A 24315-nucleotide genomic window follows, 5' to 3' on the forward strand; every position below is an offset into this window, starting at 1 on the left:
ACAGGCTGACACCAGCGCCCTTGACAGGCTGACGAGCACCTTCAAACGGTGATCAGTCGTCCCTCGGTCACGTCACCGAAATGGGCGGTCACGGTTCCGAAATCGGCGGTCACGATGCCGAAATGGATGGTCACGCTCGCCGAAATACCCACCGGCCTGCTCGGACTGGAAATCGTGCGCCACTACAACAGCCAGTACGGCCGCAGCAACGTGCCCCCGGGAATCCTGGGGCGCGGCTGGAAGCTCAGCTACGAAACCGATCTGTACGACATCGGGAACACCGTGCAAATCGTGCAGGCCGACGGCACACGCATCATCTTCAAAAAGACCGCGCAAGACCCCAGCCAGTGCGCGAGCGAGCAGCCGGACAACGGCGTGGTGAGCATCCGCAACGCGGGCAGAACGCCGCGGACCCAGCAATACCTGTGGCGCTGGACCGATGGGCGCGAACTGCTCTTCAACCACCGGGGCCGGCTCATGCGCATCAGCCTGCCCAGTGGCGAAAGCGTGCAACTGCAATACGGCGCCCAAGGCCGCTTGCAACAAGTCACCGACCCGCAAGGGCGCAAACTGCGGCTGAACTACCGGGAGGCCCGCCTGGAGCGCTACGAGGAATCGTCCCGGGCAATCGCCAAACCGCCGCGCTACGACGGCGTGCAAAGCATGGACAGCCCCGCAGGACGCTTCGAATACAGCTATGGCAGCGCCTTGCCGCAAGGCAGTGAACAGGCCAAGGTCCAGGAACCCCGAGAGCAGCAGGAACTCCAGGTGAGCGCGAACTTGGTGCAGGTGCGCCACCCCGCAGAACAGGGCAAGGGAATCACCCGGCACTACCACTACGAAGACGCGCGCTTCCCGACCCTGCTCACGGGCATTAGCGTCAGCGGCCAAGGCAGCGACGGCCGGCCGATGAACGAACGCATCGCCAGCTATGGCTACGACGCCAACGCGCTGGCGATCAGCAGCGTGCGCGGCGCACCCGACAGCGACACCGAGAAGGTCACGCTCGACACCCGCACACCCAGACAAACCGTGCTGACGAATAGCCAGGGACAAAAAACCACCTACCGGCACGGAATCATTGCCATGCAATGGCGCCTGCTGGAGGTGCGCGGTGCAGGCTGCGCCAGCTGCGGACCGAGCAACGAGCGCTACCAATACGACGCCATGGGCCGGATAACCGAAGTGACCCAGCTGGACCCGCAAGGCCAACCGGTCAGCGGCAAGCGCACCGAGCTCGACGTCTACGGCCGCCCGGTAAAAATCAGCACCGTGGCCTACGCGAAGGGGCGCGCGCAGCCCGCGCAATGGCAGCTGCGCTACGGCTACGCAAGCGCGCAATACGCGCCCGAACTGATCGCACGGCCCAGCGTGGTGCCCGGAAGGGAACAGCAAACGCGCATCCGCTACAACGCCGCAGGCCAGCCGACCGAGGTGACCGAAAGCGGATTCAGCCCGCTCGACACCCAGGGGCGACCCATTGCCAACGCGGAGCAGGCCACGCCGATCAACCGCACGACGCACTACCGCTACGCCATGGTCGGCGGCAAGAGCGTGCTGGTAGAAATAGACGGCCCCCCGAAAACCCCGCAGGACAGCGACGTCACGCGCCTGGAATGGGACCGGGGTGGCAGCTTCATCACCCGCATCGAGCAGCCCGGCGGACGGCGCAGCCAGATCGAACACGACCCGCGCACGGGCCTGATCACCCAGGTGAGCAACGAACAAAACCAGCAAACCCGATTCCGCTACAACAGCGCCACCCAACTCATCAGCACCCGCAGCACGGGCCCGGGCAGAAGCCGACCCCAGGAACAAAGCTACCGCTACGACGCACTGGGCCAGCTCAGCGAAACCGGGCAAGGCAGCCTGGACGCAGACAAGGACAGGGCCGAAGAAGCCTACCGCCCCCAGACCCGCCTGAGCGTGGACGCGCAGGGGCGTTTGCAATGGCAGGCCAACGCCCACGGCGTGATCGTGCACAACCGCTACGACAGCGAAAGCCGGCTGCTCGAAACCGGCCGCTACAGCGCGGGCATGGCGCAACAACAGCACTACCGCTACGACGCACAAGGCCAACTGCTGGCGACCTGGGACAACACCGGAGCAGTGCTGCACATTGGCTACGACGCCCGGGGACAGATACAGGACCTGACCGACGGCGCAGGCCGCAGCCGGCTGTTGCCGCCCCAACTTGGCACAGCGGGCGCACAGCCCATGCGCGACGATTTTGGCCGCATTGTGCGCACCAGCAACCCCGACGCAGGAGCCAGCATCCGGGAATACGACGCAGCAGACCGCCTGATAACCAACCGCGACGCCGCCGGCAACCAGGCGCACTACGCGTACGACCCAGCAGGACGCATCCTGCGCCAAGACATCAGCGACACAGCCGACCCGAAAAAAACCACCACCACAACCACCTGGCACTACACAGGCAACCAACTCACTGCCCTCGAACACCCCACGCAAAGCGAGCACTACCAGCACGACCCGCAGGGCCTGCGAACCGAGCGGCGCACCATCCGGCACCAGGCCGACGGCAGCACCCGAAACAGCCTCACGCGCTACACCTACGACGAACAAGGCAACGTGCTCAGCACCAGCCTGCCCGACGGCAGCCGCCTGATCTATCAGCGCGACCCGCAGGGCCAAATCGTCGCCCTGCAGCGCAGCCGCATCCAGACCCGCTGGCTGCAATGGCTCAGCCCGCCGCAAACCATCGTGCAAGACCTCAAACGCGATCTGGTGGGATTGAGCCAGCTGCGCACGGGCAACGGAATCGAGGCGCACTACCAGCGCAGCCAGGAAGGCGTACTGGCGCGCGTCGTGTACCGGCGGACGCAGCCAATGCAAACGGCGCGGCGCGCGGCCGCGGCAGAACTGCTGGGCCAGACCAGCCAACTGCTGCTGGGAGTCCGCAGCGCACACGCCCAGTCCGCGCCGACCAAGCCCACGGACCACGAGACCGACACCGAAGCCCTGCCCGGCGCGCTGGGCTTGGCAGCGGACCCGCAGGCGCTCATGGACCAACGCTACCTGTGGGATACGCGCGGCAACCTGCTGCACCGCGAGGACCGCGCGGGAGAATCCGCGCGCAGCAGCTACGCCTACGACGCGCGCAACCGCTTGGTCGCCGGAGTGCAGGCACAAGGGCAGAAAAACCAAGTCAACCGCTACCACTACGACCCCGACGAGCGGCGCGTGCTGAGCCAGCAGGGCGTAGAAACACAGGACGAACTGAAGAAAGCCACGCAGCAAACCCGCTACCCCGCGCAAAACCACCGCTGGAGCGAAGAACAACAACAAGGAGCGACCGCCGTGCTCGCACGCTACGACGCCAACGGCCAGCCCACACAGATCGGGCAACGCGAATACCAATGGGACGCACTGGGCAAACTGACCGAAGTGCGCGAACAAGGCACAAGCCTGGCCCGCTACCACTACAACCACCGGGGCGAGCGCATCAGAAAAACCACGGCCAGCAGCAACACAGCCTACCTGTACGAGGACCACCAACTCAGCGCCGAACTCGACGCACAGGGCCGGATCACGCGCCAATACATCTACTTGGCCAACAGACCCATTGCAGTCATCGACACCCCCGCAGGCCGCCCACTGGCCGACGCCCCCCGCAGTGTGCTGGCCGACCTGAAAATCATTGTGCAAGGCTGGTTTGAGCAAGCAGAAAAAATCGTATGGCTGCACGCCAACCACCTCGGGGCCATTGAAGCGGCGACCGACGCACAAGGGCAATTGGTATGGCAGGTCAGCTACGCGCCCTTTGGGCAGGCAAATATCCGCACGGTGCGGCTGGATGCGCAAGCAGCGCGAACGGACTTCAGGCTCAACCTGCGCCTGCCAGGCCAATACGCCGACAGCGAAACCGGGCTGTACTACAACGGCCAGCGCTACTACGACCCCGAACGCGGTCAATACCTGACCCCCGACCCCCTGGGCACGCCCGACGGACCCAATCCCTATAGCTATGTGCGCTACAACCCGCTCAAATACATTGATCCGGATGGGTTGGTGCTGTTTGCGTTTGATGGGACGGGGAATAGCAAGGATAAGTCTGAACTTAGCAAGTCAGGGGATAGCATGACCAATGTGGTTTCTTTCCAAAATTACTACGAAAAATCAAATGGAAGAAAACACTATATCAGTGGAGTCGGAACGACAGACATGAGCGATCCCACGCGTCCCATCGAGCCAAAAACATGCCTTGTTCCTTTAATTCTTCCTACCACCCAAGACAAAGGGTTAAATTGTACGGGGCCAGAGAGAATTGAACGTATGATTGAATATTTCAATGCAGAAGCAAGTAAAAAGAAAGAAGATGAGACCATGCAGGTAGATATCATCGGATTTAGTCGAGGTGCTGCACAGGCACGTGATTTTGCCAACAGAATTGCGGCAAAAACGGATTCGAAAGGCTGGTGTAGCTATAAAGACCAGGAGACGAAAAATCAAGTCTGCAGAAAGGTCAACTTCCGTTTTATGGGTTTGTGGGATACGGTGTTGAGTACCAATTTTTCGTCACATCAAAACTATGAATTAACCATCCCTGCACAATTTTCCTATGTTGTCCACGCGGTGGCATTGAATGAGCACCGTGGTAATGCCGATTCACCAAATCGGCCGATAGTGAATGGGAAAGAGGCATGGGGTGAATTTCCATTGGAATCCATCATGGGCACCGAGATGCCAAAAGATAAAACCCGAATTGAACGGGGATTTATTGGTTCACACGCAGACATTGGTGGTGGTTACAAGGATAACTCCTTATCCAAAGTGGCATTGGCATGGATGGTTGAGCAAGCCAGAAGCGCCGGAGTCGAGATGAGCAAAAAATCGATCGATATGCCACCCAATCCCGTATTGCATGACAAAAGTACCAATATAGCCTTGGGTGAAGCCACTGGCCGCCTTGAGGATCGGGATGTACGCTATGCCGATGGTCGCAAGGTGAAACAGCTTAAGATGACTGGTACAGGACTGACTTATGCAGAAATAAAAAAGCACAATTTCATAAGCTACACACCTCGCGACTTGGTTCCTCGTATAGATATGGATCCATCTCTCCCTTTGCCTCCGGAAACAAAGTATCTGTATACAGCTGATGAGACGGGTACTGTAAATATGGAAAGCTACCGGGATTGGTTGTCAAAAAATGGGTACAATCTTGGAAATCTGGTGATCAAATAATTATGAAGAGTACCAATATCTTGAGCAGACTCACCACGCTAGTATATTATCGGCGGCAATTTCTGCCGATTCTGTTGTTGATTTTTTTGGTGAGTGGAGTCTATATTTTTCTGAATCCGGAAGCGCGCCCATGGAACGTGTCCAATTTGACGCCTGAAGAAAAAATGCTGATCCATAAATATCGAGGAATTCGTGGGGGGTCTTGTACATCAGTACGGTAGGTGAAGATAAAAATAATGTCACGATGCTTGATCAAAATGGTGAAGTATGGGAAGCTGCATTATCTCTTGGTGAAGGAGGTGATCGCCATTCAACCTATCCCGACGCCATGTCCATTCCCAGAACACTGCATGTGACATGGAGAACGGATGATGCAGAACCTCGAAAAAATCGCAATGGACTGCGTGAAGTTACTGCTGGCTATGAAGGGGGAACCATCCTTGGAGACTACACCGTCCAAGTTGCATCAAGGATTCCCGATGAAGTCTTGGACTTTATCCGTAAAAATGGCAGCTCGTTGTTGCGTCTCAAGATCCGCTTGGCGAATCATGGTGTATTGGTTGGCTGGGATGTGGAAGAGTGGTACAACGCCATAGGTGGACGAACTTTTCGCTATGTAATGCCCGGCGGGGATTTCAGGGAACCGAAAATAAAGTATGGAGAAATCATTGAGCGTGGTTGGATGATCATGCCCGATGGAAAGAAGGTTGAGATGGATTGGACGAACTAAATAAACCATGAAAAATATCCCTCAAATCCAGCCCGACGTACTCCCCCCACCATTTGCCAGCGGCCAACCTGCCTGGACACCCGTACGCCCAGAGGAACCGCAAACGCGCATTCGCTACAACAGCTGCGGGCCCACGACCGACGGTGCGTGACAGGGCCAGCTACGAGAACCCGACGCAGGCGGCCGAGGGCATCGACACGGTGATCGTCAACGGCGCCGTGACCTGGCAGACCGGCGCGCACAGCGGCGCGCGCAACGGGCAGGTCATCGTGCGCAAGAAGGGAAAATAGCGGGGGGCTGCTGGCGTTCAGTCGACTTCGGCGGCTGAAACTTGCACCGCGGCTTGCCATTTCCGGGATTCCTCCTGCATGAAGGCATGGAATTGCGCCGGTTCGCTGGCGACCACCTCGGCTCCCATAGCAACCCATTTTTGCCGCATTTCCGGCATCAGCACGGCCGATCGGATGTCCTGGCCGATGCGCTCACGCAGCTTGTTCCTCATCGAGGCCGGAGCCAGCACACCAAACCACGTGGAATACTCGAAGTGCTTCAGACCCGCTTGTGCGAAGGTTGGTATTTGCGGGATCTTCTCGACACGGTGGCCATGCGCAATGGCGACGGCCTGCAACTTGCCGGATGCAATATGCGCAAGCACCACGGTCAGCGTGGCAAACATCGCGTCCACCGACCCGCCCAGCAAATCGGTGAGTGCCGGAGCGTCGCCCTTGTAGGGAACATGCACCATTTTGGTCTGCTGCGCCATGTTGAACATTGCACCGGCGAGGTGTTGCGCCGTACCGTTTCCCGGGGATGCGTAGGCCGTCTTGCCCGGATGGGCCTGCGCATGGCGGACGAAATCGTCCAAGGTCCGGATGTTCAGGCCCGGGCGCACGACCAGCACCAAGGGGACTTTGGCGATCAGCGTCAGCGGGGCAAAGTCATCGATCGGGTGGTAATCGAGTTTTTTGTAAATGCTGGCGCTGATGGTGTGCGCCGAGGTGGTCATGTAGAGCGTGAGCCCATCGCCCTGCGCACGCGCCACCTGGGCGGCTGCCAGCGTTGTTCCCGCACCGGGCTTGTTCTCGACGAGCACCGCGTGGCCCCAGAGCACGGTCATTCTCTCGGCGAGCGCGCGCGCCACCATGTCGGTCGCTCCCCCTGCGGCGTAGGGGACGAGCATTTTGACCGTGCCTGCCGGCCAAGCGCCAAGTCCCTGCGCAAACGCAGTGCTTGGCACTATGCTGGCCGTTGCCATGGTTTGCAAAAATGTCCGGCGGCGATGGAATGTCATTTTCTGCTCCGGTCGGCTCTCAAAGGCTTTTCCGATATTTGCATGGTCCCGGTCCTGCTCCGGCTCATTACGGGGCGCCCCATCTGCCAGGCTGGCGCTGCTCGACGCAGTGGCGCAATAGGGCCGCGCTGCGGAAAATGCCGTGCGCGAATTTTCCGTAGGGCAGGGTGGCGAACAGGGCCATGACAGCGGCCAGGTGCAGGCACAGCACCAGGGGCATGGCCGGGGTTCCCCGGCACAGCCAGAGCGCCAAACCGCTGGCGCTGGTGAAGAACAGCAATGCCATAAACCCCCGGTCCATCGGCTTTTGCGCCGCGTCACCGTGCAGGGGGTGGCGCCTGAGGTTCAGCCACCCCAGGCCCGCCGTGCCAACGAGCAGGCTCACGCCCCCTGCGACCCCGAGAACTTTGGGCAGGCTGGGCCAGTCGTAGGGCGCGGCCAAACCCAGGACATAGTGATACAGCGTTGCCACGCTGGTGGCTGCAAAGCACAGCAGGAATCCGTAGAAGGTGCAGTGGTGCAAGCGCCGCCGCGAGAGCGTGTGCGCGTCGTCCTCGTTGTGGCAGCCCGCACCATGTCCGCCGTCCAGGTACTTCAGGCGCAAAACGGCGTCTGCGGCCTGCACTGCTGCGGAACGCGTCAGCGGTGCGCCGCTGGTGGCAGGAGTCAGGTCGCGCCAGAATCGACGAACGCCCATGCCCAAGGCCAAGGTGGAGAACAAGAATACGGGGGCAAACAGCAGCACCAGGACCGTGTGCGGAAAAATGCCGTAGAACCCCGCGCCCGCCGGCACATTCCATGGCGCGCCCTGGGAGAGCATGGCCAGGAACAGGAACAAGGCCAGCCCAAGCAGCAGCGCCAAGGAAACGGTCAGGCCATTGCGCTGGTAGAGTTTTCCGAACGGTGGGGGCCAGGCATAGTCGGTATAGGTCTGGACGCGCACGCGCGCCATGGCCTGCGGGACGTTCACGGCAAACGCATGCGGTGGTGCGTACTGGCAGGCATGCAGGCAGGCACCGCAGTCATGGCACAGGTTCGCCAGAAAGTGGATATCGGCTTTTCCGAATTCCAGCCGGCGCGTCATCGCCGGAAATACCGCGCAAAAACCTTCGCAATACCGGCAGGCGTTGCAAATCTGCATTTGCCGCGCCGCTTCGGTTTGCGCCGGGCCAGACACGCGCGCCCCGTCCGCCAAGGCGCGTGCAGCGCGGGTCAAGGCATCAAGCGCTTGCACGCTGTGGCTCCTTCCGGATGGCCGCGCGTGCCGCGTTGCTGCCGGCGATGCGGCCAAGGGCCGTGCCAATGGACATGCCAACGCCCGCCGCATAGCCTTTGCCGAGCACGTTTCCCGCCATCATTTCGCCCGCCACGAACAGGTTCTGGCTGGGCGCGTCGGAGAAGCGCACGGCGGCGGTTTCGTCCGTGCGCAGGCCCAGGTAGGTAAAGGTCACGCCCGGTTTGAGCGCGTAGGCGCAGAAAGGCGCGGTGTCGATGGGGCGCGCCCAATGCGTCTTGGCGGGGCGCAGGCCCTCGGTATGGCAGTCGTCGAGCGCGGTGTGGTCAAAGTGCCCCACGCGGCAGGCCGCGTTGTAGTCATTCAGGGTGCGCATGAGGGCGGCGGCGTCGAGCCCGAGCTTTTGTGCCAATTCCTCCAATGTGTGCGCCAGCACGCCAGGAAAAACGGGGGGCATGAAACGCCCGAGCGCCTTGGCGTCAATGATCGAGTAGCCCATTTGCCCCGGCTGTTGGGCGACCAAGCGTCCCCAGATGGCGTAGCGCTTGGGCCAGAAGTCCTCGCCCTCGTCATAAAACCGCTGGGCATTGCGGTTCACCACGACGCCGAGCGACACGCAGTCGATGCGGGTGCATATTCCGCCGCCGTACAAGGGCGCGCGCGCGTCGATCGCCACCATATGCGCCTGCGTCGCGTCCCCGATGCGGTCGGCACCGTGCTCCTCAAGCAGATGCCGGAGCAGCACCCCTTGGTTGTATTCGGTGCCGCGGATCAGAAAGTTGTCCGTCGGCCATTCCCCGCGTTCATTTTGTCCCCAGGCCTGGCGCAGCCATTGCCGGTTCGATTCGAATCCGCCCGCGGCAAGAACACAGGCTTTGGCGCGGATGCGTTCGCCGTTGGCATGGGCGGCAACGAACCGGCCTTGCCCGATTTCGAGCCGATCGACCGGCGACCCGTAGCGCAGGGCAACGCCCAGGCGCTGCGCACTGCGGTAGTAGGCATTCACCAGGGCCTTGCCCCCGCCCATGAAGAAGGCGTTCGTGCGGGCCACCTGCAGGGTGCCCGAGAGCGCGGGCTGGAAATGCACGCCATGCCGGCGCATCCAGTCCCGGCAGGTCGAGGAGGCGCGGATGATCAGCCGCGCCAAATGCTCGTTCGTTTGCCCTTCGGTGACCTTGAGCAGGTCCTGCCAGTATTCCTGTTCCGGGTAGGCGCCGACCAGGACATCCTGCGGCGCGTCGTGCATGCAGCGCAGGTTGCGCGTGTGCGCTGAATTTCCCCCACGCCATTCCTTGGGCGCGGCCTCGAGCAGCAAAACGCCAGCCCCCGCTTCGCGCGCCATCAGGGCGGCGCACAGCGCAGCGTTTCCGCCGCCAATGACCAGTACGTCATGGTCCAAAACAACCATTCCTTTGCTGCGTTCAAGCCCCGATTCGCAGCAATGTAGTCAAGGAAATGGTTCTCGCCCAGCGCAGTGATCGCATGGGGGCATCATGAATCGTGATACCGGGACGTCACCCCGGACCAACTGCCGTTTTCGACCAAGGTCTGCACGCAATCGCGGATCACCATTTTGGTTGCGATCGCCGCCGAAGAAAGCTCCTCCTCGGAAAGACTGCACAGGATATTGCTGCGGCGTACTTCACTGTCGTCGATCCGGGCCCACTGAAAGCGCTGCCCGGCGTCGGGAAAACGACCGACTGCTGCGCGCGGTTGCAGCGTGGAGCCGATTCCGGCGTCTACGGCGGCCATGAGCATGGAGAGCGAATCGACCTCGAGAACCACGTTCGGGCAGACCCCGGCGCGGGCCAGGGCTGCGTCCAGGGTATGGCGTAAACCGTGCGTACCGGTCGGCAGTATCAAGGGCTCGTGCGCCACGTCGGCCAGGGTCAGCGTGGCGGGGATTTTCTCCGGGCGCGCGCGGGTGCAGATCAGGAAAATGTCCTCGTCCATCAGCGGCCGTTCCTGCGCGAGCCGGCTGCCCGGTCCGGGGGGGCGCCGGTCAAACAAAATGGCCATGTCCAGCGTCCTGGCGCTGAGCATGGTCGTCAGATGACCCGACAGGCCTTCGACCAGATGCAGTCGGACGTCGGGATAGCGCTCGCGCATGGCGCGCATCAGCGGCAGATCCAGCATGGCGGCCGTCGTGGGGGCCAGGCCCACGCTGACGGTCCCCGAGAGCCTGGCCTGCCGGGTCACCCGAACCGCTTGATCCGCGTGCCGCAAAGTCAGCTGGGCCTCGTGAAGGAAGGCCATCCCGGCCTCGGTCGCGACAACGCCCCGGGAACTGCGCTGCAACAGGCGCGCGCTCAGTTCCCCCTCCAATCGGCTGATTTGCTGGCTCAGCGCCGACTGGACCAGGTCCAGATCGAGCGCTGCACGGCTCATCGAGCCCAACTCCACAATGCGCACGAAGTAGCGTAGCTGACGCAATTCCATATTCTTCGATGGGTAGTTGACATTTGACGCAGCCGCCACGGCATCCGGCGGCAGTTGTTTGAGCGCCGGGACATGTTGCTGCCGGGCCCGGCCAGTCTCCGCGCTGGCACAGTTTTTCTCCTTATATCATTTGCGGGGCAGGACAATAGCGCCTTGCGAGGCGCTGCACTGCAACCGCGCTGCGTTACCGAAAATGCATTTCCATGGAGAGAAACGTATGAAGAGCATGATGGGTTTTCTCGAGAAGGCCGGGCTTGTCCGCGCCATCGACGGAGGGGGTGGTGCGGATGGGGCGCCCGCCGAGACCACCGACTTCCAGGTCGATCCCGCGCCGGAAGTTTTGCCGGTATCGAAGGAACCCATGGCTCCGGTGGAGGAGCAGATCGCGCTGAGCCTGCCCGACGTTTACGCTGCCGCCGGCGTTCCGGTTTCGGTCTATCCGGCGGAAAAGCTGCTGCGCCTGGTCAACGGTCTGAAGGAACTGCCCCAGGCCACGGTGCGCGCCGCGGTCGCTGCGGTGGATGAATCGGACGACACCTGGAGCATCGAAGACCCGATCCGCGACGCGCACTTCAAGATCCAGGCGCTGGCGGCGCACGCCAACGCGCTGCGCGCCGGCATCGAGCAGGCCGACGCCGAGACCCTGGACCGGATCACGGCGGTCAAGGCGCGCGAAGAGGCGACCGTCGCGGACATCCGCGCGCAGATCACCCGCCTCGAAGAATTGATGGGCCGGGAAATCGCCCGCTCGATCCAGGAGCAGGCCGACCTCGGCGCCGCCCTGAGCAGCAAGCGCGAAGCCGCAAACCGGCTGATCGAGCAAACGGTCGTGACGGGCAACGAATTCAAGCTGCTGGTGGCCCCGTTCCAGCGCTCCGCGGCGTCAGCTGCCGCAGAAGATCCGGCACCCCCGAAGCCAAGCGCTGCTGCCTGAGCGCGGGCAACCCCGAACACCACACCTGGAGAAATCAATGAGCAAATACCAAGCGGGCCCGGCTGCCAAAGGCATCTTCGTCGTGATCATCATCGCGGCGCTGGCTGCCGTCGGCTGGAACTTCTTCCTCAAGGAACGGTTCGCCAAAAAGGACGCCGAACAAGCGCAGATGGCCAACGCCGTCAGTGGCACCTCGAATGCGGGCGCGTACAGCGGCCGCGCGGCCGCCGTCCCGTCGGTGCCGGCGAACCCCAACGCCGCCCTGGGCACGCCAGGCAACCCGCTGAAGGTCAGCCTCGTGAGCTTCCACGGCTACGCTCCCGGCCTGTTGGCCAACGGCAACAGCCTGAAGACGGCGGCGGGATCGATCTACGCGCGCCTGGGTCTGAGCGTCGAATTCGTCATCAACGACGACATGCCGGCGATGACGACCCTGTTCGAGTCGAAGGCGGCGCAGTGCGTGTGGCGCACGTCCGACTTCTGGGCGCAGGAACAGCCGAACCTGCGCAACTCGGGTCACGACGCCAAGGCCGTGATGCTCGTGGACAACACGCGCGGCGGGGACGCCATCATCACGCGGGACCCGTCGATCAAGCGCGTGGAAGACTTGGCCGGCAAGTCCGTCGCCCTGGTGCAGTTCACGCCGTCGCACGGCATGCTGATCGACGCCATCGAGAATTCCTCGATGACCGCGCGCGCCAAGCAGCAGGTGAAGATGGTCTTCATCAAGCCGGAAGAGGGGACCCCTGGCGTGCGCTCGGCCATCGTCGGCGGTCAGGTGGACGCCGCGGTGCTGTGGGACCCGGACCTGTCGCTGGCGATCCGCGATGCCAAGGCGAACGTCATCTACTCGACCAAGGCCGCGAGCAACCTGATCTTCGACCTGATGGCCTGCGATCAGCGCGAATTGAACAAGCCCCAAAACACCGACGTGTTCCAGAAGTTCGTGGACGGCTGGATGGAGGGCGTCGAAGAAGCCAAGGCCAACCCCGACCGCGCTGTCGATGCGCTGGTGAATACGGAAGAGTTTTTCCGCGTGCTCGCCTCGAAGGAGGGCAAGCCCTTCGTCAAGGGCCTGTTCAACAACCTGCTGTGGACCGGCCTGTCGGACAACGCCCGCATCCTGGGTCTGGCGGGCGACACCAACCATTACGAGCGTGTCTACACCCGCTTCGACCAGATCTATCGCGCTGCGGGCGCTCTGGCGAACCCGAAGTCCCCGGTGATCTCGGCCCAGGAGAGTTTCGACTACCGCTTCATCAAGGCCGCCCTGGCGCGTGACACCAGGGCCAAGGAAGCCGCTGCCCGCCCGGCGCAGACCTACACCGAGCAAGGCCGCACCGAAGCCATGGCGGCGCCTGCGCAGGTGACCAAGCCGGTGGCGGTGAGCTTTCCTTCGGGCGCGCATGAGCTGTCGAAGAAGGCCCAGCAGGTCATCGACAAGGAAATGGTGCCGTTCATCGAGAACAACGGTTCCGCCTACTTCGAGCTGAGCGGCAATAGCGATTCGGTCGGCTCGGACGCTGCCAACTTGGTGCTGTCGAACCAGCGCGCCAAGGCGGTCGCCGAGTACCTCGAGAAGCAGTGGGAAATTCCCCGCGCCCGCCTGAAGGTGGTGGGCTACGGCTCCAGCCGCCCGCTGTGTGACGAGGGCAACCCCGCTGGCGCCGGCATGTCGCTCGACGAGTGCCGTTCGCTGAACCGCTCGACCCGCCTGGCCGTGTTCGGCCGCTGACCCCGGTCCGGTCCGCCTGCGGAACGGGGTGGGCGGACCACCGAATCCTCATCGAATCCGCAGCCCACGGACCCGGGGAGCGGCGCTGATGAATCTTCACCCGGCACCGACGAACGGCGCCAAAATCCGGGAGATGCGGGCCGCAATCCGGCGCGACGGGACATTCGAAGACAGCGCAGTAACAGCAGTCAGCAAGGAAAACAAGTGACCAACTTCTGGAACCCCTATGCCGAGATTTCGCCCGGCAAGCGGCGCACGATCAGCGTCAGTGCGATGCTCGCCGTGCTGATCGTCTGGACCGCGCTGTCGGCGTCCGGCCTCATGACGAGGAATCAACTGCCTTCGCCGCTGTCCGTGGCGCAGGCCATGAGCTACCTGGCCTGGTACGAGGGCAGGAGCCAGCTGCTGGTGCACACGATGTGGTCGGTGGGCCGCGTGGCCACCGCCTCGGTGCTGGTGATTGCCGTCGGCATCCCGCTGGGCGTGCTGATGGGCTCCTCGCAGCGCATCAACGCGTTCTTCTCGCCGCTCATCGACCCGTTCCGCTCCGCGCCGGTCGCGGCGCTGCTCCCGATCATGGCCATGTGGTTCGGCATCGGCGAGCTCATGAAGATCGCCTTCCTGTTCGTCGGCTCCATCGTCTACCTGACGCCGCTGGTGCGCGACGCGATCCGCTCCGTGCCGGAGCAATACCTGGTGGGCGCCAAGGACATCGGCGCCACGCAGTGGGAGTGCATTACCAAGGTCCTGGTGCCGCTGGCAATGCCGCGCATCATGGACGCCGTGATCGTGGGCGTCTCGGTCAGCTGGACCTACATCACCGTCGCCGAATACGTGAACGCACAGGAGGGCCTGGGCCAAATGATCGCCAACGCCAAGCGGCTCATCGCGATGGATCAGGTGTTCGCCGGAATCATCGTGATCATCGCCGTGGCCCTGCTCACCTACCAATCCCTGATGTGGCTCAAGGGCCGCTTCTTCCAGTGGGAAACCAAAGCATGACGACCGCGATCCAGCCCCCTGCGGCGCCCATCGTCGAAGCACGGAACGTCGTTCAGGAGTACGCGCAGCCCGACGGCCAGATCCTGCGCGTGCTGGACGACATCAGCCTGTGCTTCGCGCACCCGGGAATCAACATGCTCCTGGGCCCCTCGGGCTGCGGCAAATCAACCTTCATGAAGATGCTCGGTGGCGTGCGCCCCTGGAACGTCAAGGCGCCGACGACGGGCCAAGTGTTCATCGAAGGCAAGCCCTGCGAAGGCCAGCACGAGAACACCATCATGGTGTTCCAGCAGTACAACAACCGCCCCGACATGACGGTGCGCGAGAACGTCGCGTACCCGTTCACGTTCAATGAATGGGCGCGGCGCGTCAGCAGGCAGGAAGCGAACAAGCGCGTCGACGAGGTGCTCCAGGAGGTTGGCCTGGCCGACAAGTGCGAGCAGTACCCGGCGCAGCTCTCTGGCGGCCAGAACCAGCGCGTGGCACTGGCTCGCGCCCTGGTGACGCAGCCGAAGATCCTGCTCATGGACGAGCCGTTCGGCGCGCTCGACGCGCAGACGCGCACCGACATGCAGAGCCTGCTGATCCGTCTGCACCGGGATCACCCCAGCGTCATCGTCTTCGTGACCCACGACGTCAGCGAAGCCCTGGTTCTCGGCGACCGGGTGATCGTGCTGTCCACGCAGCCGGCCAAGGTCATCGACGACTTCGGCATCAGCGAACCCCATCCGCGCAACCTGCCGTGGCTGGAGCGCCCCGAGGTCCGTGCGCTCAGCGAGCGTGTCATCGGTCACCTGCGCCAATCGGGTGCGCGCGGCCAAGTCCGGGTCAGCGTGTGAGCAAGAAAACCCCTTACTGGCTGGACTACCTCCAGCATCCTGCGCACCTGATGGCGGTAGGGGTTGGCTGCGTCGCGGCCCTGGTGGCTTCACTGCCATGGGGAGGTGACGGTTTCGGCCTGACCCTGCTCGCCATGGCGGCGCTGGAAACCGTTGCGATCGCCGTGATTCCCGGACTGCCGCGGTTCAGGCAATGGGCCGGCGAGCAGGAGCGCAACCGGACGCTGAACCAGATGTACGCGCGGTTGCAGGCGGAGATCGAGGCCCACGGCGGCTCGGATCATTTGCAGAACTTCTTGCGCATGACGGACCGGGTCGCGTCCCTCTACCGGATGGCCGAAGACGCCCATTCGACCCTGACGCGGTTCGACGTGCAGCAGCTGGAAGACACCACGATCGACTTCCTGCGGCTTTGCCTGAGCGACGCCGCCATGAAGGAGGCGCGGCACAAGGGCAGCGACAGCGAATCCACGATCCGCAACAAGCTGCACGAAGTCCAGCAGGCCATGCAAAGGCCCGACCTGAGCCAGCACGAGATGGTGCAGCTGCGCCGCGCGGAATCCGACTTCACCGAGGCACTGCGCCGGCACAGCCGCATGGCAAGCCGGCGCGCGATGCTCGACGCCGCGCTGCTGTCCATGCCCATCCGCATGGATGAGGTGTACCAGATGGTGATGACCGCTCCGCGCAGCGGGAACATGGGTTCGCTGCTCGAGGAGTCCCTGGCCAAGCTGCGCATCAGCGAGGAGGTGTCGATGGACCTCGATCAAGAGCTCGGCCTGCCGATCCCGCCCTACCGCTCTGCCGCACCCGTCGCAGCGCCGCAGGCACCGGCCGCGACAGCGCCCCGCAAGCGGGCCACGATCCAGACCCGCAACTGACCCCCAGCGCCTTTATCGGCATCCGTAAAACCGACCCCTACCATCGAAGGAAAGCACCATGGCCAACCACAACGTCACTGCCCGTCTCCGCAACCTCTGGAATGGCTTCCTGGGTCTGTGGATCCAGCGGATCGAAAACGAACACCCCGAGATCGCGTACCAGAACTCGATCCAGTCGATGACGCAAAAGTACACCACGCTCAAGTCCGCTGCCGGTCGCGTGATCTCGCGCCGCGATGGCCTGCGCGAGCAGGTCAGCAACGCGGAGCGCGAACTGAGGACGGTCACCCAGCAGCTGCAGGCCGCCGTTGCCACGGCGCAGGACGACCTGGCCGTGGTGCTGATCCAGAAGAAGAATCAGCTCGCCGAGGGCCTGGATCAGCTGCGCCCGGAACTGGCCACGGCGGAGGCCGACGCCGACACCATGAAGAACAACCTGATCGAGGTCCAGGGCGACATCAAGAACCTGAAGGCCGAGAAGGACCGCATGGTCGGCCTGCTCCAGAGCGCCGAAGCCCGGATCCAGATCCAGAGCTCGCTGGAGGGGCTGTCGCTGGACGCCGAGGTGCAGGCCCTCAGCGGCGTGCGCGAGCACATCAAGGGGCGCATCGCCGAAGCCAACCTGGGCGCCGAACTGCGCTCCACCGACCTGGACGTCCGCCTGAAGGAGCTGAACCGCAGCAGCGCCGCGGTCACCGCCCGCGCCGAACTGGCCGCCATGAAGGCCGCGGCCGCCGGCCAGACCGCCCAGGCCGCCGGTGGCGACCGCACCCTGTGAGCGCGCCATGAGCAGAGTCAGCCAAATGCCCGCATGGGCGAACACCATCCGCGAGAAGTACCTCGCGGGGGAAGCGGCGACATTCGTGCTGTACCGGAACGTCTTCGACGTCTTCCTGGTGGACGGGGAGTTTCACGACCTGAAGAACTTCCTGACGCACAAGTTCGCGCCGGAGACCAAGCCCACCGTCATCGAAGTGTCGCCAGAATTCGGTGTCAACGCCCTGAAGAACGGCGGCGAAATCGACCTCGGCAAGGGCGACGAGCTGCTGCAGAAGCTGCACATCCTCGAGCCGAGCCTTCGGACCAAGAAGGGCATCATGGTCTACGTGCCGTACGCCGACGCGATCATGCCCGGCGACGACGCGGGCTTCGTTTCGGCCGAGGAGCGCAAAGTCGCCACGCTGTTCCACCGCTGGTCGCTGGACCGCCAGATGAACGCCCAGGACAACATCACGTTCATCGTGGTCGAGGCGCTCGGATCGCTCAACCAGGGCCTGCTGGGCAACCCCAAGGTGGCTGCCATCGAGATCCCGATGCCGGATCAGGAAACCCGCCTGGCCGTCGTGAACAAGCTGGCGCCGGCGCTGCCTGCGCACCTCGCAAGCATGTACGCCACGCGCATGGCCGGCCTGCGCGCGGTGCAGATCGAAAGCCTGATGAAGACCTCTGACGGCAACGGCATGGGCGAGCAGGAGCGCGAGAAGCTCATCCTGAAGCTGCTCGAAGGTGCGCAGGATGCGCCAGCGCGCGCCAAGCGCTTTGCCGGAATCACTGCGGGAATGACGGCGACCGAGATCGTCAAGCTGGTGGAGCCCACGAGGGCACTGCCGGAGCAGACGCCCGACCAGGTCGTGCTGCGCCTGATCCAGGCGCGCAAGCGCGAGCTGATCGAGAAGGAATGCGCCGGCCTGATCGAGTTCGTCGAGCCCAAGCACGGCTTGTCTGCGGTGGGCGGCATCCACCACATCAAGGACGAGCTCAACGAGATCGCGAAGAACCTGCGCGAAGGCGACACCCGCATGACCCCCATGGGCCTGCTGGCCGTCGGACCGATGGGCGCCGGCAAGACCTTCGTGCTCAAGGCCTTCCTCAAGGAAGCCGGCCTGTCGGCCGTCGCGCTGAAGAACTTCCGCTCCAAGTGGGTCGGTTCGACCGAGCGCAACCTCGAGCGCGTGCTGGCCACCGTGAAGGCCATGGGCCCGATCGCGGTGCTGATCGACGAAGGCGACCGCAGCTTCGGCAGCCGGGAAGGCGAGGGCGGGGACGACGGCACCAGCTCCCGCGTGATCGCGCGGCTGAAGGAGTTCATGTCGGACACCGACAACCGCGGCAACGTGCTGTTCATCCTGCTGACGAACCGCCCGGACAAGCTGGACACCGACATCAAGCGTCCGGGTCGCCTGGACCGCAAGGTGCCGTTCTTCTACGCCGAGACCGGCTTCGACCGCGGCGAGATCGTCCAGGCACTGATCACGCGCTACGGCTTCGCCGGCGCGATCGATGAGCCGGCGTTGATCGCCCTGTGCGAGAACCTCAAGGGCTACTCCAACGCCGACCTCGAGGCGCTGGTGCTGCTGGCCATCGAATTCCACGACCGCGAGCAGTCGTTGAGCGTGATCGATGCGCTCACCAAGGCCGCAGAAGACTTCATGCCGCCCCAGGAGCGGGACATGATCGACTTCATGGAACTGCTGGCCGTCTCCGAAACCTCGCGCCGCTCGCTGCTGCCCGAGCGCTTCCGCACGCTCGAACTGGCAGACATCCAGCAGCAGCTGCGGGCCGCGCGACGGCTCGCCCTCGGCCACTGAACGAACCCCCAAGCACGGAGATCCCCATGAATCTGAACATTCGTCTGTCCCCCGCCCAAACCACCGCACTCACCGCAGCCATGCTGGCCGTCGCACACGTGGACGGTGTGCACCCGGCCGAAATCCAGCTGATCAGGCAGTTCTACGAAGGCGGCCGCGAGGGCGACATGCCGGCCTTCGCCGACGTCCAGGACGCGCACCTGCGGGCCGTGCCGCTGCTGCAGCAACTGTCGTTCGACCCCGAATTCGCCGAGGCCCTGGTCGGCCTGTGCCTCATGGTCGGCTACTCCGACGGCAGCCTGACCGACCCCGAAAAAGACACCGCGCTCGGTCTGGCCCGCTCGTACGGCGTCAGCACCGCGCAGTTCGATGAGCAACTGCAGATCGTGCGCGACTCGCTGCTGTGCTCGCTCGCTTCGCTGCCGGACACCGCGTCGGTGGCCGCGTTGGCGAAGGAGCTCTGAACCACCACGGGGCCGCGCGCGCCAACGGGACCGAGCAGCGCGCGCATTTCAGAGCCAAAACCCGTCATGCCCCGGGTCCGGCGCCTGCCCCACGATGGACAGCGGCATATGCCCTGCGGCGCCCGGGGCGGTGATGACGCCGTCGGCCTTGCCATCGGCGTCGAACTGCCCGCCATCGGTGATCTGGAAGTCCAAGCGCAGCCGCTCGCCCTCGGTCGCCATCTTGCCGCCGTAAGGCGCGCTGGTCAGGTTCACCCAGGTGCCGGTGCGGTCCTCTACCCAGTAGCCGTTGCTCTGCGTCGCCGGGTCCACGAACAGGCTGAAGGTCTCGCTGCTGCCCGCGGTCTCCAGCGTGGCCCGGAAACTCGTCAGCTCGATCGGCGTCTCCAGCGCCCGGGGCAGGTCGGCGGGGGGCGCCTTTTGCTCCAGGCTGGTGATGCAGGCCGCGCTGTCGGCGCTGACGTCGCCGTCCTGGCTGTCGGCCACCAGGGTGATCGAGGTGCTGGAACTGCTGCTTGTTGCGACGCTGATCGAGCCAACGGCGGACTGCGTGCTGTCCGCAATGCCGTCTGCGTTGCCGTCGCCATTCACGGCACCCGCGGGGTCGATGGCCTGGTTTTCCTCGGCGCCGGGAACACTGTCGTTGTCCGTATCCGGGAGCCTGGGGCTTGGTGCGGCGGGAGCCGAAGCGGGCGTGAGGTTGTCCACGGTCCGGTTGCTCAAGTTCGCCGCGTCGTTGCCTGCTGCGTCCTCCAGCACGTCGTTGCCCGCGGGCTTGGTGTAGCTGACGTTCACCACCTCGCCGCTGTTCACGTCACGGCTCAGGTGCAGGGTGACGGTCTTGGCCGTGGTGTCCACCGCGACGCTATCGACGCCTATGGCGGGGCCATGGGTGCTGCGCACCGCAAAGGCCGCGGCGCCCGGCGCATGGGCTTGGCTCAGGCCCAGACTGCTCGCCTCGGTGTAGCTCAGCACCAGATCGTGCCCGTTGACCGTGGCGGTGCCAAGGACCGGGGCTGTGTGGTCGGCTGCGGAGTTGTTTGTCACCAATTGCTTTGTGAGATTGCCCGCGTCATTGCCTGCTGCGTCCTGGAGCACGTTGTCGCCGGCAGGTTTGGTGTAGCTGACGTTCACCGCCTCGCCGCTGTCCACGTCACGGTCCAAGTGCAGGGTGACGGTCTTGGTCGTGGCGTCCACCGTGAGGCTATTGACGCGGATGGCGAGGCCGCTGGCACTATTCACCGCAAAGTCCGTCGCGCTAGCGGTATGGATCGCGTCCAGACCCAGGCTGCTGGCCTCGGTGTAGATCAGCACCAGATCGTGCCCGCTGACCGTGGCGGTGCCAAGGACCGGGGCCGTGTGGTCGGCTGCGGAGTTGTTCGTCACCACTTGCTTTGTGAGATTGGCCGCGTCATTGCCTGCTGCGTCCTGGAGCACGTTGTCGCCGGCAGGTTTGGTGTAGCTGACGCTCACCGCCTCGCCGCTGTCCACGTCACGGTCCAAGTGCAGGGTGACGGTCTTGGTCGTGGCGTCCACCGTGAGGCTATTGACGCGGATGGCGAGGCCGCTGGCACTATTCACCGCAAAGTCCGTCGCGCCAGCGGTATGGATCGCGTCCAGGCCCAGGCTGCTGGCCTCGGTGTAGATCAGCACCAGATCGTGCCCGCTGACCGTGGCGGTGCCAAGGACCGGGGCCGTGTGGTCGGCTGCGGAGTTGTTCGTCACCACTTGCTTTGTGAGATTGGCCGCGTCATTGCCTGCTGCGTCCTGGAGCACGTTGTCGCCGGCAGGTTTGGTGTAGCTGACGCTCACCGCCTCGCCGCTGTCCACGTCACGGTCCAAGTGCAGGGTGACGGTCTTGGTCGTGGCGTCCACCGTGAGGCTATTGACGCGGATGGCGAGGCCGCTGGCACTATTCACCGCAAAGTCCGTCGCGCCAGCGGTATGGATCGCGTCCAGGCCCAGGCTGCTGGCCTCGGTGTAGATCAGCACCAGATCGTGCCCGCTGACCGTGGCGGTGCCAAGGACCGGGGCCGTGTGGTCGGCTGCGGAGTTGTTCGTCACCACTTGCTTTGTGAGATTGGCCGCGTCATTGCCTGCTGCGTCCTGGAGCACGTTGTCGCCGGCAGGTTTGGTGTAGCTGACGCTCACCGCCTCGCCGCTGTCCACGTCACGGTCCAAGTGCAGGGTGACGGTCTTGGTCGTGGCGTCCACCGTGAGGCTATTGACGCGGATGGCGAGGCCGCTGGCACTATTCACCGCAAAGTCCGTCGCGCCAGCGGTATGGATCGCGTCCAGGCCCAGGCTGCTGGCCTCGGTGTAGATCAGCACCAGATCGTGCCCGCTGACCGTGGCGGTGCCAAGGACCGGGGCCGTGTGGTCGGCTGCGGAGTTGTTCGTCACCACTTGCTTTGTGAGATTGGCCGCGTCATTGCCTGCTGCGTCCTGGAGCACGTTGTCGCCGGCAGGTTTGGTGTAGCTGACGCTCACCGCCTCGCCGCTGTCCACGTCACGGTCCAAGTGCAGGGTGACGGTCTTGGTCGTGGCGTCCACCGTGAGGCTATTGACGCGGATGGCGAGGCCGCTGGCACTATTCACCGCAAAGTCCGTCGCGCCAGCGGTATGGATCGCGTCCAGGCCCAGGCTGCTGGCCTCGGTGTAGATCAGCACCAGATCGTGCCCGCTGACCGTGGCGGTGCCAAGGACCGGGGCCGTGTGGTCGGCTGCGGAGTTGTTCGTCACCACTTGCTTTGTGAGATTGGCCGCGTCATTGCCTGCTGCGTCCTGGAGCACGTTGTCGCCGGCAGGTTTGGTGTAGCTGACGCTCACCGCCTCGCCGCTGTCCACGTCACGGTCCAAGTGCAGGGTGACGGTCTTGGTCGTGGCGTCCACCGTGAGGCTATTGACGCGGATGGCGAGGCCGCTGGCACTATTCACCGCAAAGTCCGTCGCGCCAGCGGTATGGATCGCGTCCAGGCCCAGGCTGCTGGCCTCGGTGTAGATCAGCACCAGATCGTGCCCGCTGACCGTGGCGGTGCCAAGGACCGGGGCCGTGTGGTCGGCTGCGGAGTTGTTCGTCACCACTTGCTTTGTGAGATTGGCCGCGTCATTGCCTGCTGCGTCCTGGAGCACGTTGTCGCCGGCAGGTTTGGTGTAGCTGACGCTCACCGCCTCGCCGCTGTCCACGTCACGGTCCAAGTGCAGGGTGACGGTCTTGGTCGTGGCGTCCACCGTGAGGCTATTGACGCGGATGGCGAGGCCGCTGGCACTATTCACCGCAAAGTCCGTCGCGCCAGCGGTATGGATCGCGTCCAGACCCAGGCTGCTGGCCTCGGTGTAGATCAGCACCAGATCGTGCCCGCTGACCGTGGCGGTGCCAAGGACCGGGGCCGTGTGGTCGGCTGCGGAGTTGTTCGTCACCACTTGCTTTGTGAGATTGGCCGCGTCATTGCCTGCTGCGTCCTGGAGCACGTTGTCGCCGGCAGGTTTGGTGTAGCTGACGGTCACCGCCTCGCCGCGGTCCACGTCACGGTTCAGGTGCAGGGTGACGGTCTTGGTCGTGGCGTCCACCACAACGCTGTCGACGCCTATGGCGACGCCACTGCTGCTGCTCACCGCAAAGGCCGCGGCGCCCGGCGCATGGGTTTGGTCCAGGCTGCCCGCGTCGGTGTAGGTCAGCACCAGATCGCGCCCGCTGACCGTGGCGGCGTCGAACACCGGGGCCGTGCGGTCCAAGGCCTGATTGATCACAGCCCGGTCCTGGAAGCCATCTACTTGGTTGCCAGCCATATCCCGAAGCATGTCACCGCTCTCGGGTTTGTTGTAGGTCAGCCTGAATGTCTCGCCGCCAGCCACGTTGCGCGGGCGGCTAAGCGTCAGGGTGACGGTCTTGCCCGATACGTCGACGTGCTCGACGCTGATGGCCGGCCCGGTGGCGCTGAACACCTTAAAGGCCGTTTCGGGCGCGGTCTGTTTTTCGGCCAAGCTGCTTGCATCGTTGAAGTTGATCTTCAGCTGGTTGCTGCTGACCATGGTGGCGCTTTCGAACGTCGGGGGGATGTTGTCCGGGGTCGGGTTGCTCACGGTCTGGTCGGTGAAGCCCTGTGCGGCGTGGCCAGCGGCGTCCTGTATCACGTTGTTGCCGGAATCGGGCTTGTTGTAGCTGAGCCTGAGCATCTCGCCGCCGAGCACGAGGCGGCTAAGCGTCAGGGTGACCTTCTTGTCCAATACGGTGACGTGCTGGACGCGGATGTCCGCATTGCCGGCGCTGCGCACCGAAAAGGCCGATGCGGGCGCGGTGTGGTCTGCGCTCAGCTTGTCGTCCGCATCGGTGTAGATCAACTCCAACTGGCTGTTGATGACTGTGACGCTGTGGAGCACCGGTGTGGGGTCCGGCGTGGGGCTCGGTGTGTTGTTGGTCACCGCCATGTTCGTGAAGCTGGTGAGATCGCCCGCGCGGCTTCTCAGGTTTTCGGTGAGGGTGCCGGGGGCGCTGAAGGGCGTTGGTTTGGCGTAGCTGACTTGCACCACCTGTCCGTAGGGCACCGGAATGCTCAGCATCAGCCTGATGGTTTTTTCATCCAGGCCCACACCCTGAATTTCCCAAGCGCGGCCGCCGACGTGCACCGTAAAAACCGTGTTGGGCGGCATCCTCGTGGGTTGCAGCGTCTCGCTGCAGATGATCTTCAATTTGGTGCCTGTCACCTCGGCACTGATCGCCGTGGGCACTGGGATGTCGGACATGGTGTTCCTTCAGATCGTGGGGGCGCTGGCCGGGATTTGGGCGCTTATCCCCCTGTGGACCCAGTGGTTTGCGGTGTTGCAGGCGGGGATGTGTTGTGCAAACGCCAGGCCCGGCATGAGCGCATCATGGGCACGCCATGGGCGGCGAATTGCATCAACCTGCGACAAATTGGCGCCAAGCAACGAGCAGGCCCCGGGAGCAGACTCCCGGGCTCAAGAACAGGCGT

At 63.8% G+C, this 24315-nt stretch carries 15 protein-coding genes and 1 pseudogene; 11 read left to right on the top strand and 5 right to left on the bottom strand.

Going from position 1 to position 24315, the window contains the following annotated elements; translation table 11 throughout:
- The first annotated feature begins 114 nt into the window (after window positions 1-114).
- The 3 genes and pseudogenes from D5041_RS09105 to D5041_RS09115 form a co-directional block, all read left to right on the top strand.
- On the top strand, window positions 115-5208 hold the full coding sequence (locus tag D5041_RS09105) for a phospholipase effector Tle1 domain-containing protein (RefSeq protein ID WP_265284487.1): 5094 nt from the start codon (window positions 115-117) through the stop codon (window positions 5206-5208).
- A gap of 202 nt (window positions 5209-5410) precedes the next feature.
- On the top strand, window positions 5411-5938 hold the full coding sequence (locus D5041_RS09110) for a hypothetical protein (RefSeq protein WP_265284489.1): 528 nt from the start codon (window positions 5411-5413) through the stop codon (window positions 5936-5938).
- Window positions 5939-6081: 143 nt separating this feature from the next.
- Window positions 6082-6228: pseudogene (locus D5041_RS09115) on the top strand (hypothetical protein); the annotation flags it as partial.
- A 17-nt stretch (window positions 6229-6245) separates the two neighbouring features.
- On the opposite strand, the gene D5041_RS09120 reads toward D5041_RS09115, so the two are convergent.
- The 4 genes from D5041_RS09120 to D5041_RS09135 form a co-directional block, all read right to left on the bottom strand.
- Window positions 6246-7118, bottom strand: a complete 873-nt coding sequence (locus D5041_RS09120; protein WP_265284492.1) for a tripartite tricarboxylate transporter substrate binding protein — start codon at window positions 7116-7118, stop codon at window positions 6246-6248.
- Between the two features lie 178 nt (window positions 7119-7296).
- Window positions 7297-8463: a tricarballylate utilization 4Fe-4S protein TcuB gene (gene tcuB / locus D5041_RS09125; protein WP_321162165.1), complete on the bottom strand. Its 1167-nt coding sequence runs from the start codon at window positions 8461-8463 to the stop codon at window positions 7297-7299.
- Window positions 8450-9862 carry an FAD-dependent tricarballylate dehydrogenase TcuA gene (tcuA, locus tag D5041_RS09130; protein ID WP_321162166.1) on the bottom strand — a complete coding sequence of 471 codons (1413 nt, stop codon included), beginning with the start codon at window positions 9860-9862 and terminating at the stop codon, window positions 8450-8452. Before tcuA ends, tcuB begins: the two co-directional genes overlap by 14 nt.
- Before the next feature lie 92 nt (window positions 9863-9954).
- Entirely contained in the window at window positions 9955-10902 is a 948-nt protein-coding gene (locus D5041_RS09135; RefSeq protein WP_265284494.1) for a LysR substrate-binding domain-containing protein, read from the bottom strand.
- A 217-nt stretch (window positions 10903-11119) separates the two neighbouring features.
- Between D5041_RS09135 and D5041_RS09140 the strand changes: the two genes are divergently transcribed.
- The 8 genes from D5041_RS09140 (at window position 11120) to D5041_RS09175 (ending at window position 19345) form a co-directional block, all read left to right on the top strand.
- A complete protein-coding gene (locus D5041_RS09140; protein WP_265257573.1) occupies window positions 11120-11836 on the top strand; it encodes a methyl-accepting chemotaxis protein in 717 nt (238 codons plus the stop codon).
- A 37-nt stretch (window positions 11837-11873) separates the two neighbouring features.
- On the top strand, window positions 11874-13571 hold the full coding sequence (locus tag D5041_RS09145) for a phosphate ABC transporter substrate-binding/OmpA family protein (protein ID WP_265284495.1): 1698 nt from the start codon (window positions 11874-11876) through the stop codon (window positions 13569-13571).
- Window positions 13572-13775: 204 nt separating this feature from the next.
- Window positions 13776-14573: an ABC transporter permease gene (locus tag D5041_RS09150; protein WP_265257572.1), complete on the top strand. Its 798-nt coding sequence runs from the start codon at window positions 13776-13778 to the stop codon at window positions 14571-14573.
- Window positions 14570-15412 carry an ABC transporter ATP-binding protein gene (locus D5041_RS09155; protein ID WP_010109734.1) on the top strand — a complete coding sequence of 281 codons (843 nt, stop codon included), beginning with the start codon at window positions 14570-14572 and terminating at the stop codon, window positions 15410-15412. Before D5041_RS09150 ends, D5041_RS09155 begins: the two co-directional genes overlap by 4 nt.
- The gene (locus D5041_RS09160; protein WP_265284496.1) at window positions 15409-16293 is read left to right on the top strand and encodes a hypothetical protein; all 885 of its coding nucleotides are present in this window, start codon (window positions 15409-15411) and stop codon (window positions 16291-16293) included. Before D5041_RS09155 ends, D5041_RS09160 begins: the two co-directional genes overlap by 4 nt.
- A gap of 58 nt (window positions 16294-16351) precedes the next feature.
- Window positions 16352-17071, top strand: a complete 720-nt coding sequence (locus tag D5041_RS09165; RefSeq protein ID WP_265284497.1) for a PspA/IM30 family protein — start codon at window positions 16352-16354, stop codon at window positions 17069-17071.
- Between the two features lie 7 nt (window positions 17072-17078).
- The gene (locus D5041_RS09170; RefSeq protein ID WP_265257570.1) at window positions 17079-18881 is read left to right on the top strand and encodes an ATP-binding protein; all 1803 of its coding nucleotides are present in this window, start codon (window positions 17079-17081) and stop codon (window positions 18879-18881) included.
- A gap of 26 nt (window positions 18882-18907) precedes the next feature.
- A complete protein-coding gene (locus D5041_RS09175; RefSeq protein ID WP_010109741.1) occupies window positions 18908-19345 on the top strand; it encodes a tellurite resistance TerB family protein in 438 nt (145 codons plus the stop codon).
- Window positions 19346-19393: 48 nt separating this feature from the next.
- On the opposite strand, the gene D5041_RS09180 is transcribed toward D5041_RS09175, so the two are convergent.
- Window positions 19394-24088 (bottom strand): SwmB domain-containing protein, encoded by a 4695-nt coding sequence (locus D5041_RS09180; protein WP_265284498.1) that lies wholly within the window; start codon window positions 24086-24088, stop codon window positions 19394-19396.
- Between the last annotated feature and the right edge of the window lie 227 nt (window positions 24089-24315).

The organism is Verminephrobacter aporrectodeae subsp. tuberculatae (genome assembly GCF_026127385.1).
Lineage (GTDB): Bacteria > Pseudomonadota > Gammaproteobacteria > Burkholderiales > Burkholderiaceae_C > Acidovorax > Acidovorax aporrectodeae.

Excerpts from the sequence above, each read along its gene's own strand:
- D5041_RS09180 (WP_265284498.1), bottom strand. The coding sequence starts at position 24,088 with ATGTCCGACATCCCAGTGCCCACGGCGATCAGTGCCGAGGTGACAGGC.
- D5041_RS09145 (WP_265284495.1), top strand. The coding sequence starts at position 11,874 with ATGAGCAAATACCAAGCGGGCCCGGCTGCCAAAGGCATCTTCGTCGTG.
- D5041_RS09175 (WP_010109741.1), top strand. The coding sequence starts at position 18,908 with ATGAATCTGAACATTCGTCTGTCCCCCGCCCAAACCACCGCACTCACC.
- D5041_RS09165 (WP_265284497.1), top strand. The coding sequence starts at position 16,352 with ATGGCCAACCACAACGTCACTGCCCGTCTCCGCAACCTCTGGAATGGC.
- D5041_RS09140 (WP_265257573.1), top strand. The coding sequence starts at position 11,120 with ATGAAGAGCATGATGGGTTTTCTCGAGAAGGCCGGGCTTGTCCGCGCC.
- D5041_RS09170 (WP_265257570.1), top strand. The coding sequence starts at position 17,079 with ATGAGCAGAGTCAGCCAAATGCCCGCATGGGCGAACACCATCCGCGAG.
- D5041_RS09155 (WP_010109734.1), top strand. The coding sequence starts at position 14,570 with ATGACGACCGCGATCCAGCCCCCTGCGGCGCCCATCGTCGAAGCACGG.
- D5041_RS09105 (WP_265284487.1), top strand. The coding sequence starts at position 115 with ATGCCGAAATGGATGGTCACGCTCGCCGAAATACCCACCGGCCTGCTC.
- D5041_RS09135 (WP_265284494.1), bottom strand. The coding sequence starts at position 10,902 with ATGGAATTGCGTCAGCTACGCTACTTCGTGCGCATTGTGGAGTTGGGC.
- D5041_RS09120 (WP_265284492.1), bottom strand. The coding sequence starts at position 7,118 with ATGCTCGTCCCCTACGCCGCAGGGGGAGCGACCGACATGGTGGCGCGC.